The organism is Amycolatopsis sp. NPDC049691 (genome assembly GCF_040675005.1).
Lineage (GTDB): Bacteria > Actinomycetota > Actinomycetes > Mycobacteriales > Pseudonocardiaceae > Amycolatopsis.
In genome coordinates this window covers 82,359-97,918 of the sequence record NZ_JBFANX010000024.1, presented here as the reverse complement: position 1 = coordinate 97,918, position 15,560 = coordinate 82,359, and the positions used below count along the sequence as shown (strand labels likewise).

The 15,560-nt window shown below is 72.2% G+C and carries 16 protein-coding genes; 7 read left to right on the top strand and 9 right to left on the bottom strand.

Going from position 1 to position 15,560, the window contains the following annotated elements; translation table 11 throughout:
* Window positions 1-49 precede the first annotated feature (49 nt).
* From AB0J40_RS39145 to AB0J40_RS39135, 3 genes are all read left to right on the top strand, one after another.
* Window positions 50-664, top strand: coding sequence for a macro domain-containing protein (locus AB0J40_RS39145; RefSeq protein WP_364464064.1), 615 nt, complete (start codon window positions 50-52; stop codon window positions 662-664).
* A gap of 112 nt (window positions 665-776) precedes the next feature.
* Window positions 777-1,709, top strand: a complete 933-nt coding sequence (coaA, locus tag AB0J40_RS39140; protein ID WP_364464061.1) for a type I pantothenate kinase — start codon at window positions 777-779, stop codon at window positions 1,707-1,709.
* 220 nt (window positions 1,710-1,929) lie between these two features.
* The gene (locus AB0J40_RS39135; protein ID WP_167379698.1) at window positions 1,930-2,076 is read left to right on the top strand and encodes a hypothetical protein; all 147 of its coding nucleotides are present in this window, start codon (window positions 1,930-1,932) and stop codon (window positions 2,074-2,076) included.
* A gap of 4 nt (window positions 2,077-2,080) precedes the next feature.
* Here the strand turns inward: AB0J40_RS39135 and AB0J40_RS39130 are convergent, their stop codons facing one another.
* From AB0J40_RS39130 to AB0J40_RS39120, 3 genes are all read right to left on the bottom strand, one after another.
* Window positions 2,081-3,592 carry a hypothetical protein gene (locus tag AB0J40_RS39130; protein WP_364464058.1) on the bottom strand — a complete coding sequence of 504 codons (1,512 nt, stop codon included), beginning with the start codon at window positions 3,590-3,592 and terminating at the stop codon, window positions 2,081-2,083.
* Window positions 3,593-3,781: 189 nt separating this feature from the next.
* Window positions 3,782-5,095, bottom strand: a complete 1,314-nt coding sequence (locus AB0J40_RS39125) for a hypothetical protein (protein ID WP_364464055.1) — start codon at window positions 5,093-5,095, stop codon at window positions 3,782-3,784.
* Between the two features lie 88 nt (window positions 5,096-5,183).
* Window positions 5,184-6,104, bottom strand: a complete 921-nt coding sequence (locus tag AB0J40_RS39120; RefSeq protein ID WP_364464052.1) for a nitrate- and nitrite sensing domain-containing protein — start codon at window positions 6,102-6,104, stop codon at window positions 5,184-5,186.
* A gap of 133 nt (window positions 6,105-6,237) precedes the next feature.
* Here AB0J40_RS39120 and AB0J40_RS39115 point away from each other — a divergent pair, with 133 nt between their 5' ends.
* Window positions 6,238-6,549 (top strand): nucleotide pyrophosphohydrolase, encoded by a 312-nt coding sequence (locus AB0J40_RS39115; RefSeq protein ID WP_364464049.1) that lies wholly within the window; start codon window positions 6,238-6,240, stop codon window positions 6,547-6,549.
* Here AB0J40_RS39115 and AB0J40_RS39110 read toward each other — a convergent pair.
* The 3 genes from AB0J40_RS39110 to AB0J40_RS39100 are packed head-to-tail and all read right to left on the bottom strand — an operon-like array spanning window position 6,546 to window position 8,879.
* Window positions 6,546-6,884, bottom strand: coding sequence for a DUF3024 domain-containing protein (locus tag AB0J40_RS39110; protein ID WP_364464047.1), 339 nt, complete (start codon window positions 6,882-6,884; stop codon window positions 6,546-6,548). The two genes, AB0J40_RS39115 and AB0J40_RS39110, sit on opposite strands and share 4 nt — an antisense overlap.
* Window positions 6,885-6,907: 23 nt before the next feature.
* Window positions 6,908-7,462, bottom strand: a complete 555-nt coding sequence (locus tag AB0J40_RS39105) for an AAA family ATPase (RefSeq protein ID WP_364464044.1) — start codon at window positions 7,460-7,462, stop codon at window positions 6,908-6,910.
* A 25-nt stretch (window positions 7,463-7,487) separates the two neighbouring features.
* Complete coding sequence (locus tag AB0J40_RS39100; protein ID WP_364464041.1) at window positions 7,488-8,879, bottom strand: exonuclease domain-containing protein; 1,392 nt, start codon at window positions 8,877-8,879, stop codon at window positions 7,488-7,490.
* A gap of 196 nt (window positions 8,880-9,075) precedes the next feature.
* Here AB0J40_RS39100 and AB0J40_RS39095 point away from each other — a divergent pair, with 196 nt between their 5' ends.
* Both AB0J40_RS39095 and AB0J40_RS39090 read left to right on the top strand, forming a co-directional pair.
* Window positions 9,076-9,843, top strand: a complete 768-nt coding sequence (locus AB0J40_RS39095; RefSeq protein ID WP_364464038.1) for an excalibur calcium-binding domain-containing protein — start codon at window positions 9,076-9,078, stop codon at window positions 9,841-9,843.
* A gap of 14 nt (window positions 9,844-9,857) precedes the next feature.
* The gene (locus AB0J40_RS39090) at window positions 9,858-12,104 is read left to right on the top strand and encodes a helicase-associated domain-containing protein (RefSeq protein WP_364464035.1); all 2,247 of its coding nucleotides are present in this window, start codon (window positions 9,858-9,860) and stop codon (window positions 12,102-12,104) included.
* On the opposite strand, the gene AB0J40_RS39085 is transcribed toward AB0J40_RS39090, so the two are convergent.
* Both AB0J40_RS39085 and AB0J40_RS39080 read right to left on the bottom strand, forming a co-directional pair.
* Complete coding sequence (locus AB0J40_RS39085; RefSeq protein WP_364464032.1) at window positions 12,101-12,739, bottom strand: class F sortase; 639 nt, start codon at window positions 12,737-12,739, stop codon at window positions 12,101-12,103. The two genes, AB0J40_RS39090 and AB0J40_RS39085, sit on opposite strands and share 4 nt — an antisense overlap.
* Window positions 12,736-13,224: an excalibur calcium-binding domain-containing protein gene (locus AB0J40_RS39080; RefSeq protein WP_364464029.1), complete on the bottom strand. Its 489-nt coding sequence runs from the start codon at window positions 13,222-13,224 to the stop codon at window positions 12,736-12,738. Before AB0J40_RS39080 ends, AB0J40_RS39085 begins: the two co-directional genes overlap by 4 nt.
* A gap of 284 nt (window positions 13,225-13,508) precedes the next feature.
* Here AB0J40_RS39080 and AB0J40_RS39075 point away from each other — a divergent pair, with 284 nt between their 5' ends.
* Complete coding sequence (locus tag AB0J40_RS39075; protein WP_364464027.1) at window positions 13,509-14,135, top strand: response regulator transcription factor; 627 nt, start codon at window positions 13,509-13,511, stop codon at window positions 14,133-14,135.
* 211 nt (window positions 14,136-14,346) lie between these two features.
* On the opposite strand, the gene AB0J40_RS39070 is transcribed toward AB0J40_RS39075, so the two are convergent.
* A complete protein-coding gene (locus AB0J40_RS39070) occupies window positions 14,347-15,516 on the bottom strand; it encodes a GAF domain-containing protein (RefSeq protein WP_364464024.1) in 1,170 nt (389 codons plus the stop codon).
* Between the last annotated feature and the right edge of the window lie 44 nt (window positions 15,517-15,560).

The window sequence follows — 15,560 nt, the reverse complement described above, 5'->3', positions numbered from 1 at the left end:
GGTACGCCAACCGGTTACGCCCGGTGGCATTTTTTGCGATGCTAAGGGCGTGACCGCCGACTCGGGCACGCACACCGGCCGTGAGGGCACGCACCCGCCGGTCTCCCCTCGCACACCGGAGCTGGTGCTGTGCGCCGTCGATGAACCACTCGCCACCGCTTGGTCCGCCGCCGCGAAGAAGCTGACGGGCCGGGTAAGGGTGCACCGCGGGTCGGTCCTCGACGTCGTCGCCCAGGCCGTGGTGAGCCCGGCCAACTCCTACGGCTGGATGCGCGGCGGCATCGACGCCGTCTACGCGCGCGCGTTCCCCGGGGTCGAACAGAGCGTCCGCAGTGCCGTTTTGGCTTTTCACGGCGGTGAACTGCCGATCGGCGAGGCCGTGGTCGTGCCGACCGGCGAGGCCGAGCCGGCGTGGCTGATCAGCGCGCCGACCATGCGCGAGCCGGGCGAGCGGCTGCCCGCCGACACCGTGCACCCCTACCTCGCGGCGCGCGCGGTGTTCCTGCAGTGGCGCGACGGGCACCTCGACGACGGCCCGGTGCGCGAGCTCGTCGACACGATCGCGATGCCCGGCCTCGGCACCGGTGTCGGCGGCGTCGACCCGGCCACCTGCGCGCGCCAGGTCGCGGCCGCGTGGGAAGAAGTTTTCCGTCACACCCGGTGATCACCCGAAACCCGGGGTGGACTACATCACAGCGCGTTCACCGGCCGTAAGCCCTACCGTTGATACGCAGGTGAACGTCCGCCAGTGCAGGCGACGGCCGGAGGAGTGTGCGATGACCCGGGTCCGCGAACTCAGCCCGTATGTCGAGCTGCACCGGGAACAATGGAAAGAACTGCGAAGTTCGACGCCGTTGCCGCTGACCGCGGCCGAGCTGCTGCGGCTGCGCGGTCTCGGCGAGCAGGTCGACCTGGCCGAGGTGGCCGACGTCTACCTCCCGCTGTCCCGCCTGATCAACCTGCAGGTCGCCGCGCGCCAGCGGCTCTACGAAGCGACCACGACGTTCCTCGGTGACGACTCCCGCGGCACGAAGGTCCCGTTCGTGATCGGCATCGCCGGGAGCGTCGCCGTCGGCAAGTCGACCACCGCCCGCATCCTGCGCACGCTGCTCGCCCGCTGGCCGGACCACCCCCGCGTCGACCTGGTCACCACCGACGGGTTCCTGTACCCGCGCGCCGAGCTGATGAGGCGCGGGATCATGCACCGCAAGGGCTTCCCGGAGAGCTACGACCGCCGCGCGCTGCTGCGGTTCGTCACCGAGGTGAAGTCGGGCGCCGAGCGCGTCGCCGCGCCGGTGTACTCGCACCTGGCCTACGACATCCTGCCCGGCCAGGAGCAGGTGGTGCGGCAGCCGGACATCCTCATCGTCGAAGGCCTGAACGTGCTGCAGCCGGGCCCGCGGCTGATGGTGTCCGACCTCTTCGACTTCTCGATCTACGTCGACGCGCACACCGACGACATCCAGCGCTGGTACATCGAGCGGTTCCTGGAGCTGCGGCACACGGCGTTCGCCGACCCGGCGTCGCACTTCCACCACTTCGCCGGCCTGCCGGACGACGAGGCCCGCGCCGAGGCGCGGCACCTGTGGCGCTCGATCAACGAGCCGAACCTGATGGAGAACATCAAGCCGACCCGGCCGCGGGCGACGCTGGTGCTGCGCAAGGACTGCGACCACGCCATCAACCGGGTGCGGCTGCGCAAGCTCTGACCCGATTACTTACCGCGTCACCCACATGCCGCGCATTCGCACGCTGAGCGAATGCGCGGCCACGATTCGTCGCGGTCTCGCGACTCTCCGCGCCGGAAACCGGCCGATCGGCCGAGGTGGGCCGTTGAGCCGTAACCGGTTGGCCGATACCCCCGGCGGCTGGGGAAAGCGACCCTGAAGGAGTCAGGAAAACGGCTCTGAGCTGGGGAGGAGGCCCACGATGTTCGCGATGATCCTCACGTGGGTCGGTGCGGTGCTCGGTCTGGCCTTGCTGATCGCGATGGCCGCCGGAACCTTCGTCGTCGACTTCGACGACCGGCTGCAGGAGCGCCGGCGCAAGGCGAAGTCGGCGAACCCCCTCCCCTAGCGCGTCAGAGTTCGGTCAGCGCCTCGACGTAGGCGTCGGCGTCGTATTCGAGCGTTTCCTCGGACTCCAGCAAGCTGCCTTCCAGAGCGTCGATCAGCTGCTCGAAGATCTCGTCGCGGTCGAGCTCGCCCTCCTGCAGGCGCTGCACGGCCTGCCAGGCTTCGGCCGGCTCGTCGTCCCACAGCTGGTCGACGATCGTCGCGCGCAGCACCAGCCGCTGCTCTTCTTCGTCCTCGTCGGCTTCGGCGATGACCAGCGCCCGGCGCTGTTCGGGGTCGGTGGGGTCGAGGTCGACCTCTTCGTCCTCGATCTCCGTGGTCAGCGACGGCACGGCGAACATCCGGCGTTCGAGCGCGTCCGCCAGCTCGGTCGGCGACAGGTCGCCGACGTCGCCGAAGTAGCGCTCGAGCGGCGAGTCGTCCTCGTCGGCGTACTCGCTCAGGTAGTCGGCGACGGCCTCGTCGAGCGCAGCGACCGCGGTCTCGGTCAGGCCGGCGCGGTCCGCCGTCCACTGCACCCAGGCCAGCACGACCGGCTCGACGGCCTCCTCGTGCTCGGCGTCAAGCTCGAACTCGCCGCCCAGCAGCCCTTCGAGGAACCGCGCGATCTTCTCCGGCCCGACGCGCAGCGGGTTCGCCGGATCGGTGCGCACGCCGTGTTCCAGCAGGAGCGCCCCGATCACGCGGGCGGCGTCGGCGTCCTCGCCGCTGGCCGCGACGAACTGCTCGACGACGGCGGCGCGTTCGGTCTCGGACCACTCGGCGACCTCGGGGACGAGCGCGGGCTCCGGCAGCGCGCGCGACCACAGCAGCGCGACCGCGTGGAAGCGCGCGTAGTCCTCGCTGACGTCGGCGTCGTCCAGGTGGTCGGTCGCGGCGAGGCCGTCCGACAGCAGGCGGTGCGCCTCGGCGGGGTCGACCGCCTCGAAGGCGACCAGCTCAGGGTCGGCGTCGGCCTGGGCGCGCATCTCGGCGAGCACCTCGCCGGGCTGCTCGATCACGACGAGGTCCCGGACCCGGCCGCCCTCGGTGAAGTCGAGCAGCGCGAGCAGGCCGTGCGCCTGGTCGCCGTGGGTGAAGACGCAGAGCAGCGACGACTCGTCGCCGTAGACGTCGCCGGTCCGCCAGCACTCGCCGGCGGTGACGTCGCCCAGTGCCCCGGCCCAGCTCGGAGCGGGGATGCCGCGGCCGAGGACGACCTGCAGGCCGTCTTCGGCGGCCTTCCGCTCGACGTCCGTCTCCGCGACGACCTGAAGTGCGGCCAAGAGCGCGGCCGCGCCCGGCGTGATCTTGCGCTGGGCGAAGGCGATCAGCTCCAGGCCGAGCGGCTCGTCGCCCTCTTCGAGGGGCACGTCGCGGAACTGGCCGAGCACCTCGGAGGCGAGCAGCTCGACGTCCACCGGCGCGGGGTCGGCGCCCAGCGCGGAAAAGTCGTTCAGGACGTCCTTGAACAGGCCGGTCACGCTGTGGGTGACGGGCTGCGGTGCCTTCTTGCGGGCGCGACTCACCGGGCTCATGTGCCCATGTTTTCACCTGGCCGCGAGCCGGTCGCGGTGGCCCTGGCGCGGGTCCCGGCCGCGTGCTCGACGGGGAGGCGCCGAGCCGGACGGCGGAACAGGGCCACCGCGACGTCGCTGGCCAGAGCGGGTGACCGCCTTGGCGGGCTTGCGGTGTCCCGGTGCACGTGAATCACCGGTTCACTTCGGTCAACGAGGGGTGCGGGACGGGGTTACGGCTTTCGGCAAAGCGATTCGCGCGGCACGGATTTCCGTGATCAGCCGGGTTTTCCGGCGGTGGGTTTCCACCAGCGTCGCGAGGTAGGCGGTGAATTCGTCGGGCGTCCCGGTGCGCTTGTGCAAGGTGCGCAACAGCTTCAGCCGGCGCGCGGCTTCCCGGTAGGCCTGCGGGTCCTTGCGCTCGATGAGCTCGTCGACGTGCTCGCGGATGACCGGGATCGTCTCGGCCGGGTGCTCGGCGGCGCGCTGCTCGGCGAGTTCGAGCTTCAGCTCCGGCGACGCCCCGAACCGCACGCAGGCGCGCCACGCTTCGTCGGGACGGCCGTCGTCGAGCAGGACGCGGGCCAGCTCGTCGGCCCCGCCCTCCGCGGCGCGTTCGCGCAGGCGGGTCAGCGCGGCCCGGCGCTGCGCCGGCCACTTCCCGTCGGCGGTCGCGGCTTCGCGCAGCGCGGCGTACGTCTCGCGGCCCGGCTCGGCGTCGAACTCCTGGCGACGGCGTGCGGTTTCGTCGTCGGGCTCCGGCGGCTTCTTGTCCTGGGTGAGCGCGCGGGCGGCGTGCGCGATGGCCTCGCTGTGCCGCCCCGCGGCGCGCAGCACCCGGACGATCTTGAGGCTGACGTCGCGCCGCGGCGGCTTGGCGGACAGGATCGCGACCAGCTCGTCGACGTCCCCGAGCACCTCGGCCAGCTGTTCGCGCAGCCCTTCGGCCACGTCGCGGCGGTGGCCCGGCCCGCTCGCCGCCAGCACGTCGTCCACAGTGGACTTGATCCGGCGCAGGCCGGGCTCGCCCAGCGCCGCCGCGAAGTCGGCGAGGTCGATCGACGGGCGGCCGGGGCCGTCGAACTCGACCTCGAGGATCCAGTCGGCCAGCTTCTCCGGGTCCGGCGGCCGGGCGGCGCACGCGCGGGCGTACAGCTCGACGGCGCGGTCCAGCCGGTCGCCGAGGTCGCCGGCGTGGTCGCCGGACTGCTCCAGCACCTCGCTGATGTCGTCGACCGTGCGGCGGGCGAGCGGGGCCAGGTCGGCCCGGCTGCCGGCGTCGAGCATCCGCTGCAGCGTGTCGAGGACGGCGCCGACCTTCGCGGTGTATTCGCCGTTCCCGTCGGTCACCGCCGTGTCGAGCAGCCGGTGCGCTTCGCTGACGTCACCGGATTGGGTGGCGGCCCGCAGTTCGAGCGAGTGCCGCAACTCAGGGTCACGCTCGGCCTGGGCGTGCAGGAGGTCCGCCAGCGTCTCCGCGTCCAAAGTGCGCAGGTAGGGGCGAAGATCCGAGTGGGGACTCACGCGCACCAGTCTGCCCGACCGCGCCAGTCCGGCGTGTGGTCCAACCGCGTGCTCTTTTCGGCGTAGCCGATTACGGGTCGTGACGCGCTCATCGGCGGCGCAGGTCGTCGAGCACGGCTTTCATCGGCCACGGCTCGGGTGCGCGCGGGCGTCGTGACCGTGCGTGCCGGGGCCGCGGGATGGCCGCCTGGATCGTCGGCACCATGATCGGCACGACCGGCACCGGCACCCGCGCGACGAGCCGGCGCACGACGACCAGCAGGAGCCCGGCGCACAGGAGCAGGGCCGCGCTCGCGGCGATCGCGCCGGCGAGCGTGCGGCGCCCGTCGTCGAGGGTGAGCTGCACGGCGTACTGGCTCTGCTGGGAGTACAGGTTGCCCAGCTGCTGCGAGACGCTGTAGGCGGCGCTGCGCCACGTGGACTCGGGGACGGGCAACGGTTCGGCGGCGGCCAGCGCGTCCTCGACGGCCGCCAGCCTGCTCCAATCGGCGCTGCGGGTGAGCGACTCGTACGCGGTACGGCCACTTTCGGTGAGCTGCGGCGCGATCCGGTCCAGTTCGGCCCGGTAGGCGGCGACGGCCTCGGTGAACGGCCGCCGCGTCACGGCGTCGATCCCCGCCAGGGCGAGGGAATCGGAGCGATCCATGCCTTCGGCGACGGAAAGCAGCTCGACGGCGGTGGTCTGCTGGTAGGCGGACTCGGCGTCGGGCGCGTGCCGGGCGTACTCGCGCAGCCCGGCGATGGCGGTGTCGATCCGCTGGGTGAAATTCGCGTACGCGGCGGTCCGTTGGTCGGGTACGGACATGGCGGCGCTGCGCTGCCCCTGCAGCGACCCGACGGCGCTCGCCGTCCGGCCCGCGGCTTCGGCCGTCTCCATGGCGCCGTCGCTGGTCCGGTTCGCTTGCTGGACCAGGAAGAACGCGATCACGACGGCCACGACGACGAGCGCGCCACCCGGCACGAACGCGATGCACAGCATGCGGCCGCGGACGGATCGCAGGTACTTCAAGACGTTCCTTTCCCAGCCTCAAGCCCCGCAAGCATCCCGACGGCGTTCAACCTATTGAGTGAGAGATTCACCGGTCAACGCCGGTCCGCCATACGGCCGTTAGCGCACCGTGACGGCCGAGGACAATCGGCGGGTGACCTTCGAAGACGTGACCCAGCGCCTCCGCGACTTCGCGGCGGCCCGAGCCTGGGAGCCGTACCACACCCCGAAGAACCTGGTGATGGCGTTGTCCGGCGAAGTCGGCGAGCTGACGTCGCTGTTCCAGTGGCTGACCCCGGAGGAGTCCGACGCGTGGCGCGCGGACCCGGCGTTGGAGGCGAACGTCCTGGACGAGATCGCGGACGTCACGCTGTACCTGCTCCAGCTGGCGGACCGCCTGGGCGTGGACCTGACGGCCGCGGCCCACGCGAAGATCGACCGCAACGAGAAACGGTTCCCGGCTTAGCCCCAGAAGATGCCGTCGGGGTTGCGGTCGATCTCGGCCAGCAGCGCCGGTGGCGAACTCGCTACCGGCGCCTCGGGGTAGGTCAGCCACCGCCCGTTCCGGTCGGCCCACAGAACCGACCAGATCCCGAACTCGTCGAGCCGCAGCTGCGCGATCTTCTGCTCGGTCCACTCCGCCCCGGCATCCGCCGCCCAAGGAGCCCGGCACTCGACGATCGTGACCGTCCGCCCCCGCGTCCGGCACTGGACGCGCACCTGGTCCTGAAGGTGCTCGGGAACCCGCTGGGCACACCACCGTTCGATCTGCCGCAACGCGAGCTCGGGTATCGCCGCCATGCGTCCAGTGAACCGCACGGCGATCAGCCGGCTTCGCCGAGGACCGCGACGACGTCGGCGTGGGTCTGCTCAGGCGCGCGGCCACCGGTGGGCACGACGAGGCAGCCGGGCCGCTGCGGGAGGTAGGCGGCGAGCTGGTCGTGGATCCGTTCGACGACGGCGATCCCGCCGCGCTGGTGGAGGACATCGTCGACACCCTTGGTGGTGGCGTCCGCCGTCGCGGCCCGCCCGGCGAACCGCGCTCCGGCGACGGCTTTGTCGGCGGTGAGCAGGACTTCCCGGTACTCGGCACCGCAGCGAACCGCGGCCTCCTCGAAGGCCCGGATGTCGGCGACGCGGGTGGCGAGCTGCGGCATGACGACGTCGTGCCCGGTCCGCAGGTGTGTCTCGGCCATGGCGAGGGTGAGCAGCTGCGCGGCCTTGAAGGTCTCGAAGAAGGTGTCCCGCCAGCCCCCGATGAGACAGACGACCCGGTCGGTGTCGAGGTTCAGCACCCCGGGCCGCCGTTCGGCGTAGGCCTGCGCGATCGTCGACTTCCCGATCCCGGATGGCCCGTTCAAGTGGATCAGTCTCGGCACCGGTTCGACGGTACCGAAACCCCGCTCACCGCGGCGCGGGCTCGGCGATCCACCACCCGCCGACCAGTGCGCCGACCCCGAGCACCGCGAGGAAGATCCCGCCCGCCAGCGGAGTACCGCCGAACATCGCCACGACGACGATGAACATCAGCAGCAACCCGGCCCCCATCAGGACCCGGCCGCCGAGCACCTTCGCCGGCCGGCCCGCCGGCGCGGCCGGCGCCGCGGGCGCGGCCGGCGCCGCGGGCGCTTCGAACCCGAGAGCCACCGGTGCGGCCCGGACGTCGAGCACTTCGGCACCCAGCTCGCCGGCCCTGGCCACCCGCGGCTCCCCGGCGGGCACGGTCGCGTCGACGACGAGGTGCGTGACGCTCGCCGTCAGCTTCTTGGCCAGCTGGACGCCCTCTTCGAGCACGCGCGCCCGCATCCGGTCCGCGTCCACGCTCGTCCCGAGCACCAGGACCCGGGTCGCCCTCCTGCCGCCGGCCTGCCGCACCTCGACGCCGGCGACGCCGAGCGCCGTCGCCACCTGCCGCAGCTCGCGCGCTTCCGCCGCCGTCACGACGCCGTCCCGTTCGGCGATCTCGCGCAGCGCTGTCACGAACTGCTCGTGCGTCGACCGCACCCGGGCGTCGGACAGCCCGGCCTCGGTCGCCAACGCGGCCAGCGCCGTCACCTCGTCCGGCGTCAGGTGCTGGTCCGCGACGACTTCCGCGAGCAGGTCCAGGTAGGCGTCGCCGTCCCGGCCGGCCGCGACCCGCTCGACCGCGTCGGCCATCCACCCGGGTTCCGCGGGTACCACCTCGCCGCGCGGCAGCAGCCGGCCGCCGGCGAACCGGGGCAGGCCGGGGAAGGCCGGTGGCGCCGCGAACGTGAACCCGTACCGCTCGACCATGCTCGTCACGAGCCGGGCGACCGTCCTCGCGCCGGGCAACGCCGGCTGCCCCGGCCTGGCCGGCACGCCCAGCGCGTGCGCGACGGTGGTGAGCCGGTAGTTGGGCAGCCGCAGCACCGAACGCGCCACCTCGAGCGTCGAAACGCCCGGCAGCACGGGCATCCGGACCCCCAGCCCGCCGATCTCGGCGTCGAGGAAGGCCGAGACGAACGCCAGGTCGTGCGCCACGACGACGCTGCCGGCGCACAGGTCGAGCAGCGGCCCCAGCACCTCGCCGAACGACGGCGCGTCGTCGAGTTCGGCGCGCGTGATGCCGTGCGCCGGACCGGGCGGCACCCCGGGGCCGGGGTCCACCAGCGTCGTCAGCTGGCCGGCGATCGAGCCGTCGGCGTGCACCCGCACCGCGGCCAGCTCGACGACGCGCCCGGGGCGCAGCCCGGTGGTCCGGATGTCGACGGCGGCGAAATCGGTGCCGTGCGCGGGGTAACCGCCGGCGCCGCGCAGCGAAAGAGGTTCGATCACGTCCACCCGGGTCGTTCGGCGGGCGGGTCTTGTGACAGCTTTTCGGCGCGGAACCGCAGTTCGTGACGTGATCGTGACGGCAACATTCCGCCGGATAACGACTGGTGGTCGATCACGAGCCCACGCGTAACAACGGCGGGAGATTTCCCGAGTACTCCGTCGGCACGTCGTGTTCGAGGAACGGGGGAATCCGGGGATGAAACGCTTTCCGAACTGGCTGAAGATCGTCTTGGCCGCGTTCGCCGTCCTGTTCGTACTGGGCGCGATCTTCGGGAAGGCCCCGGAGCCGGCGCCGGTGGCCGCCACGTCGCCGCCGACCTCGACGACCCCGACGACCAGCGCGACACCGGTTCCGGTCAGCTACACGGTCTCGGCGGTGACGGACGGCGCGACCGTGATCGTGCGAGGCAGTGACGGCTCGAGCAAGACCGTGCACGTCCTCGGCGTCACCGCGCCGATCGTCGGCAACGGGTGCTACGGGCTGGAATCGCTCGGCTGGGCGACCACGACGCTTTCCGGGAAAGCCGTGACGCTCGGCGCGGAAACAGCGCGAGGCGTCGCCGTGACGTTGGCCGGCGGCCAGGACTACGCGGCTCTCGCGATTCAGGGCGGATATCTCAAATACGCGGCGGACGCCGGGGTGCCCGCGCTCGCGGCCGCCGAGACCGCGGCGAAGCAGGCCGTCAGCGGGCTGTGGGGGCCGCCGTGCAACGGGAACATCGACGTTCCGGCACCGACCCCGACGCCGACACCCACGCTCACGCCGGCCCCACCGGTTACCAAGGAGCCTCCGGCGGCCCCGCCGGTGGAGACCACCGAGGCCGCTCCCGAGCCCGATTCCTCGGTGTACTACAAGAACTGCTCGGCCGCGAAGGCCGCCGGGGCCGCCCCGCTGCACCGCGGCGAACCCGGCTACCGGTCCGCGCTCGACCGCGACGGCGACGGCGTGGCCTGCGAACGGTGATCTAACCTGGGTTGATGACCACCGCCGACGACCTGCTCGGCAGGCTCGCCGCCCTCGATCGGGATGGCCTGGCGAAAGTCCTCGCCCACCGGCCCGACGTGCTGCGCGAACCGTGGCCGCGGCGGCTCGACGTCGTCGCGGCGCGGCTCGCCTCGGCCGAGTCGCTCGACGAAGCCGTCCTCGGGCTCTCGTTGCCGCATGTGCAGGTGTTGCGCGCCATCCAGCTGGGCCACACGCTCGGGTTGCGGCCGACACCGATCGCGGAAGTCGGGAAGCTCCTCGGCACCACGGCCGTCGAGTCCTATGTGGACGATCTCGCCGAGCGCGCCCTCCTGTGGCGCGACGACGACCGCGTCACGCTGCCGGAATTCCTGCGCCGCGGCAGCTTCCACGCCGAAGGTCTCGGCCAACCGGTCGCGGACCTGCTGGTGGAGCTGAGCCGGAGCCGCATGGCGCGGCTGTCCCAGGCTCTCGGGCTGCCCGAGGGCCTGAAGGAGCTCGTCCACTTCTACCGCGACGGCGACCGCGTGCGCGAGCTGTTCCGCACCGCGCCCGAGCCGACGCGGAAACTGTTGCGGGACATGGCCGACGGCGTTCCCGAAGCCGAGGGGGTGCTGCCGTTCCACACCGAGGAGGGCTGGGCGTTCGAACACGGCTTCCTCATCAGCACCTACTACGGCAGCGCGGCCATGCCGATCGAGGTATCGCTCGCCCTTCGCGGCCCGGACCACCAGCTGCCGTTCACACCCGACGAACCCGGCTACTCCGTCACGCACGTCGGAACCGAGTCGGCCGAAGCGACGTCGTCGGCCGCCGCGCTGCGGCTGCTCGACCGCGTCTCGGCCGTTCTCGACCTCGCCGCCGCGGAGCCGTTCCCGCTGCTCAAGGACGGCACGATCGGCGCGCGGCTGGTCAAGAAGGTCGCCAAGGAGACCGGTGCGACGCCCGCGGAGATCGAGCTGGCCATCGACCTCGCGGCGCAGGCCGGGCTGCTGCTGGCCGACGAACCACCGGCGCCGCGCCGCGGCCAGAAGGCGGCGCCACCCACGCTCGCCCCGGACCCCGACCTCGCCCGGCCCGAGCCGGCGTTGCTCTACCGCCTGTTGCTGACGACCTGGTGGGACCCGGCGCCGCCGGAGCTGGGGACCGACGTCGGCGCGCTGGTGCGGCGGCTGGTCGTGCGGCTGCTCGCGCGCCTCGAACCCGGCACCGCCATCGCCGACGGCCTGACCGGCCTCGCCGAGTGGCACGCGCCCATGCTGCCGACCGACGACTTCGCCGGGCACGTCGCGGACGCGCTCGAGGCGGCCGAACTCCTCGGCGTCGTCGCGCACGGCGCCGTCACCGCGGTGGGCCGCGCGCTGCTCACCGAGGAAGGGCTCGTCGAGGTCACCGACGGGCTGGTCGCCCGGGCACGGACCACGGCGCTGTTCGGCACCGACCTCACCGCGATCGTGCCCGGTTCGCCGGACGCGCGGCTCGCCGCGTCGCTCGACCGCGTCGCCGATCGCGAGGCCCAGGGCACCGCGACCAGCTGGCGGTTCTCCCCCGCGACCGTCCGGCGGGCGTTCGATCAGGGCGCGACGGCCGAGGGACTGCTCGACGAGCTGCGTGCGCTCGCCGCGGGCGAACTGCCGCAACCGCTGGTGTACCTGGTCAACGACGTCGCACGGCGCCACGGCGAGGCGCAGGTCCTCGACGTCGCCAGCGTCGTCGTCGGCGAACCCGCCGTGCTCGCCGAGCTCGCCGCGCACCGGAAGCTCGCGAAACTCGGCCTGCGCGCGGTGGCGCCGACCGTCCTGACGTCCACTGTGGACGCTGTCGGCACGCTCGACGCCCTGCGCGAAGCCGGTTACTCGCCGACCCACCACGCCGCGGACGGCAGCATCGTGCTGCCCGCCCGCGAGCCGGCGTCACCGACGGTCACCTTCCGCGACCCCGAGCCGGACGAGCGGCCGCCCGACCCTCGCGAGCACGCCGAGCGGCTGCTCGCGGCGCCGCCGAGCGGCCCGAACCTGCTGCGCGGACAGCTGGCGCGGGCCATGAGCGACCGCTACGCCGGACGTCTGACGCCCAAGCAGCAGCAGCTCTGCTGGCAGCTCGAAGCCGGGATCCCCGCGGACGTCGTCTACCAGGAGGACGACGGCCCGGCCCGGCTGGTCATCGCCTACCCGGAGCTCGACGGCGACGTCCTGGACGTCTGGTCGCTCGGCGACCACGCGTACCGGCGGCTCGAGCTGGCGAAGATCGACCTCGGCTAACCCTCGACGCCGGTGAGCCGCGCGTAGGCCACGACGTTGTCCAGGTAGTTGCCGCTCGACCGGTCGAACGCGCCACCGCAGGTGATGAGCCGCAGCTCGGGCTCGGCGGTGTCGCCGTACACCTGGTCGGTCGGGAACTCCGCCTTGGCGTAGCGGTCGACGCGGTAGACGGTGAAGACGGCGGTCCGGCCGTCGGACCGCCCGACCCGCGCCTGCTCGCCGGGCTTCAGCTCCTTGAGCCGGGAGAAGGCGCCGGGGACGTGCTTGTAGTCGACGTGCGCCGCCAGCACCGCCGGGCCGACCTCGCCGGGTGAGGGCGCGCCGGTGAACCAGCCGACCGTCGTGGCGTCCCCCGGGACCTCGAGCTCACCCTCCGGGGTCAGCCCGAGGTCCTTGATCGCGTCGGCGCGCACGCCGATCGCCGGGATGGTCAGGGAGGCCGGCTTCGCCGCCGGGAGCCCGCCGCCGGACGGCGTGGCGGTGGTCGACGGCGCGACCTCGACGGGCACGGCGGACGGTGGGGCGACCTGCTCCGGCGCGTGCGGCGAGAACGCGAGGACGAGGGCCACCACCAGCACCGACCCGAGCGCGGCGACGACCGCCGTGACCGCCGGCCACAGGCGCGGGTGCCTCAATTCGCGCGCCGGCGCAGGTGGAGCACCATGCCGCCGGACGCCGCCGCGGCGAGCAGCGCGCCGCTCAGTACGAGGAACCCGGGGACGTCTTCGTCGGGCTCGCCGCCGCCGGTGGCCACGCCGCCGACCGGCTTCACCTTCACCTGGCTGCCCGTCGTGGATTTCTTCGTGGTGGTGGTTTTCGGTGCGGTGTGGGTCTTCGTCGTCGCGGACTGCTGTTCGGACGTCGGCGTGGAAGTGTTGTGCTGCGGGCGGTGCGGCAGGGATTCGCAGGCGATCCCGTCTTTGTCGTCGTCCAGGTGGTTGGGGTCGGACTTGTCCTGGTCGAGAACCGCTTGCGCGTCTTCCTGGTATGGGAAGTCGCCGCAGTCGAGATCGGCCGCGAGCGGCGTCGCGAGCTGCGCGGACGCGAGGGAAACGGGGCCGAGAAGAGCGAGCCCGGCGACGGCCGCGGCCGTCGTCAGGGCACGACGAAACAAGGACACCGGAAGTCCTTTCGAGGAAGAATCGGGGCGATTGCGTGGTTACTATCGCGGCGCCAAGCAGCCTGTTACGGACCTTTCCGGAATTTCGGGAACGTCAGCCCTCCACCACAAATCACGAGGCTCGTGATTCTTTGCCATTCGCCGTTGACCTGCGGAATCGGCGGCGTAAATGGGCGCCCGCGGAAATGTTACGAGATCCGCGGTCACACTTTGGGCGTAATCGTCCGGTGTGACGTGCGGACCAGCGGGCACCACGGCGTCCACGTACCCCGTAACCTGGGGATATGCCGATCCAGGTACTGCTCGTCGACGACCACGAACTGGTCCGCCGCGGGCTTCGCGACCTCCTCGGCGACGAGCCCGACATCGAGGTCGTCGCCGAGGCGAGCAGCGTCGAAGAGGCGCTGGCGGTGGCGATGCACGTCGAGCCGGAGGTCGCGGTGGTCGACGTCCGCCTCGGCGACGGCGACGGCATCACCCTCTGCCGCGAGCTGCGGTCCAAGTCGAACCCGCCGGCGTGCCTGATGCTGACCGCGTTCGACGACGAGGAGGCGATGGTCGGCGCGATCATGGCCGGTGCGGCGGGCTACCTGCTGAAGCAGGTGCGCGGGCAGGACGTCGTGAACGCGGTGCGCGAGGTCGCGGCCGGGCGGTCGCTGCTGGACCCGGTGAGCACCGCACGGGTGCTCGACAAGATGCGGCACCCGCCGACGGACGAGCTGGCGACGCTGACCGAGCGCGAGCGGGACGTGCTGGAGCTGATCGGCCAGGGCCTGTCGAACCGCGAGATCGCCGAACGGCTGTTCCTCGCCGAAAAGACGGTCAAGAACTACGTCACGTCGGTGCTGGCGAAGCTCGGGATGCAGCGCCGCACGCAGGCCGCCGCCTGGATCGCGCGCCGGGAGAAGTAACCCCGCGCGACGGCCGCGTCCGCAAGCCGCCGTTCGCTGCGTCCTTTTCAGCCGTCGTCACGGTCCGCCACGTCGATCGGCGGTTTTGACCTGCGGTTTTCACTCGAACGTGAGTCGAATGGGTGTTCGAAAAGCCGGTACGATCTTCAGTGAGGGCGATGAAGGGAGGCTGGATGACCCGAGAAGGTTAGAACGCGGTCAGTCAAGCGGTTCAGTCGAGTGGGAGGTCGAACGCGACGAGCGTGCCGAGACTGGGCGAGGAGTTCAGGAAGAACTTGCCGCCCGCGGCGTCCGCGCGTTCGGCGAGATGACGCAGGCCACGGGTGGCGACGCCTTGGGGGACACCGGAACCGTTGTCCCGGACACGGAGTTTCACGCCGTCGGAGTCCCTGGTCAAGGTCACGCGGGTTTCACTGGCGCCGGAGTGTCTGACCACATTGGACAGTGCTTCGCGCAGGGCGGCCCGGATGTGGTCGGCGCGTTCCGCGGGGATGTCGGCGAACTCGCCGGACAGCTCCAGGGTCGGCGGGTACCCGAGCAGCTCGCCGGCGATGCGGACCTCGCCGCGCGCCGACTCGGCGAGGTCGGTGGGCGTGCCGGTGTCGTGGCGAGGCTCCGGTGACCGCAGCGCGCGCACGGTGCCCCGGATCTCCTCGATGGTCTGGTCGAGCTGGTCGATGGCGTCGGAGAGGCGAGCGCCGTCGGCCTGGGCGAACCGCTTGCGCATGTTGCGGCGGACCCGGTCGAGCTGCATGCCCGCGCCGTAGAGCCGTTGGACGATGACGTCGTGGAGCTCGCGCGCTATGCGCTCCCGCTCTTCGTACAGCGCGACGCGGTGGCGGGCGTTGGCGCCTTCGGCGAGCGCGAGCACGACGCCGGCCTGGGCGGCGAACGCGACGAGCATCTCGACGGTCCCGGCGGAGAACGGCTCGCGCCCCCGCTTGCGGTAGACCGTGAGCGCGCCGAGCACGCGTCCCCCGGACCCGAACGGCGCGGCGGCGAAGGGCCCGTAGCCCTGGAGCTCGGCGGGCACGAAGGGCGCGGTCCGCGGGTCGACGGTGAAGTCCTCGCTCGCGACGGGCTCGCCGCCGCGCGCGACGCGTCCGGCCGCCGAGTCGGCGGGAAGGGCGAGTCCGCGCAGCGAATCGTCTCGCGGTTCGCCTGCGTCTTCGGGTTCGTCGGCGGTGGCGTAGTGCGCGGCCTCGACGACGACGCGGCCGTCGTCGGCGCTGACCATGGCCAGGCCGAGGTCGGCATCGGCGAGTTCGGCCGCCCGGGCGACGACGGTGTCGAGCACCGCGCCCGGATCGTCGCCGGACAGGGCGGTGCTCGTGATCTCGGTGGCGGCGGACAGCGCCCGCGCGGCAAGCGTCGGATCCATGAGTTCCGTCATTATCGCGCGACGCTGCGGCGGCACGCCAAGCG

Excerpts from the sequence above, each read along its gene's own strand:
- coaA (WP_364464061.1), top strand. The coding sequence starts at position 777 with ATGACCCGGGTCCGCGAACTCAGCCCGTATGTCGAGCTGCACCGGGAA.
- AB0J40_RS39135 (WP_167379698.1), top strand. The coding sequence starts at position 1,930 with ATGTTCGCGATGATCCTCACGTGGGTCGGTGCGGTGCTCGGTCTGGCC.
- AB0J40_RS39130 (WP_364464058.1), bottom strand. The coding sequence starts at position 3,592 with ATGAGCCCGGTGAGTCGCGCCCGCAAGAAGGCACCGCAGCCCGTCACC.
- AB0J40_RS39110 (WP_364464047.1), bottom strand. The coding sequence starts at position 6,884 with ATGGCGGCGATACCCGAGCTCGCGTTGCGGCAGATCGAACGGTGGTGT.
- AB0J40_RS39095 (WP_364464038.1), top strand. The coding sequence starts at position 9,076 with ATGAAACGCTTTCCGAACTGGCTGAAGATCGTCTTGGCCGCGTTCGCC.
- AB0J40_RS39090 (WP_364464035.1), top strand. The coding sequence starts at position 9,858 with ATGACCACCGCCGACGACCTGCTCGGCAGGCTCGCCGCCCTCGATCGG.
- AB0J40_RS39075 (WP_364464027.1), top strand. The coding sequence starts at position 13,509 with ATGCCGATCCAGGTACTGCTCGTCGACGACCACGAACTGGTCCGCCGC.
- AB0J40_RS39070 (WP_364464024.1), bottom strand. The coding sequence starts at position 15,516 with ATGGATCCGACGCTTGCCGCGCGGGCGCTGTCCGCCGCCACCGAGATC.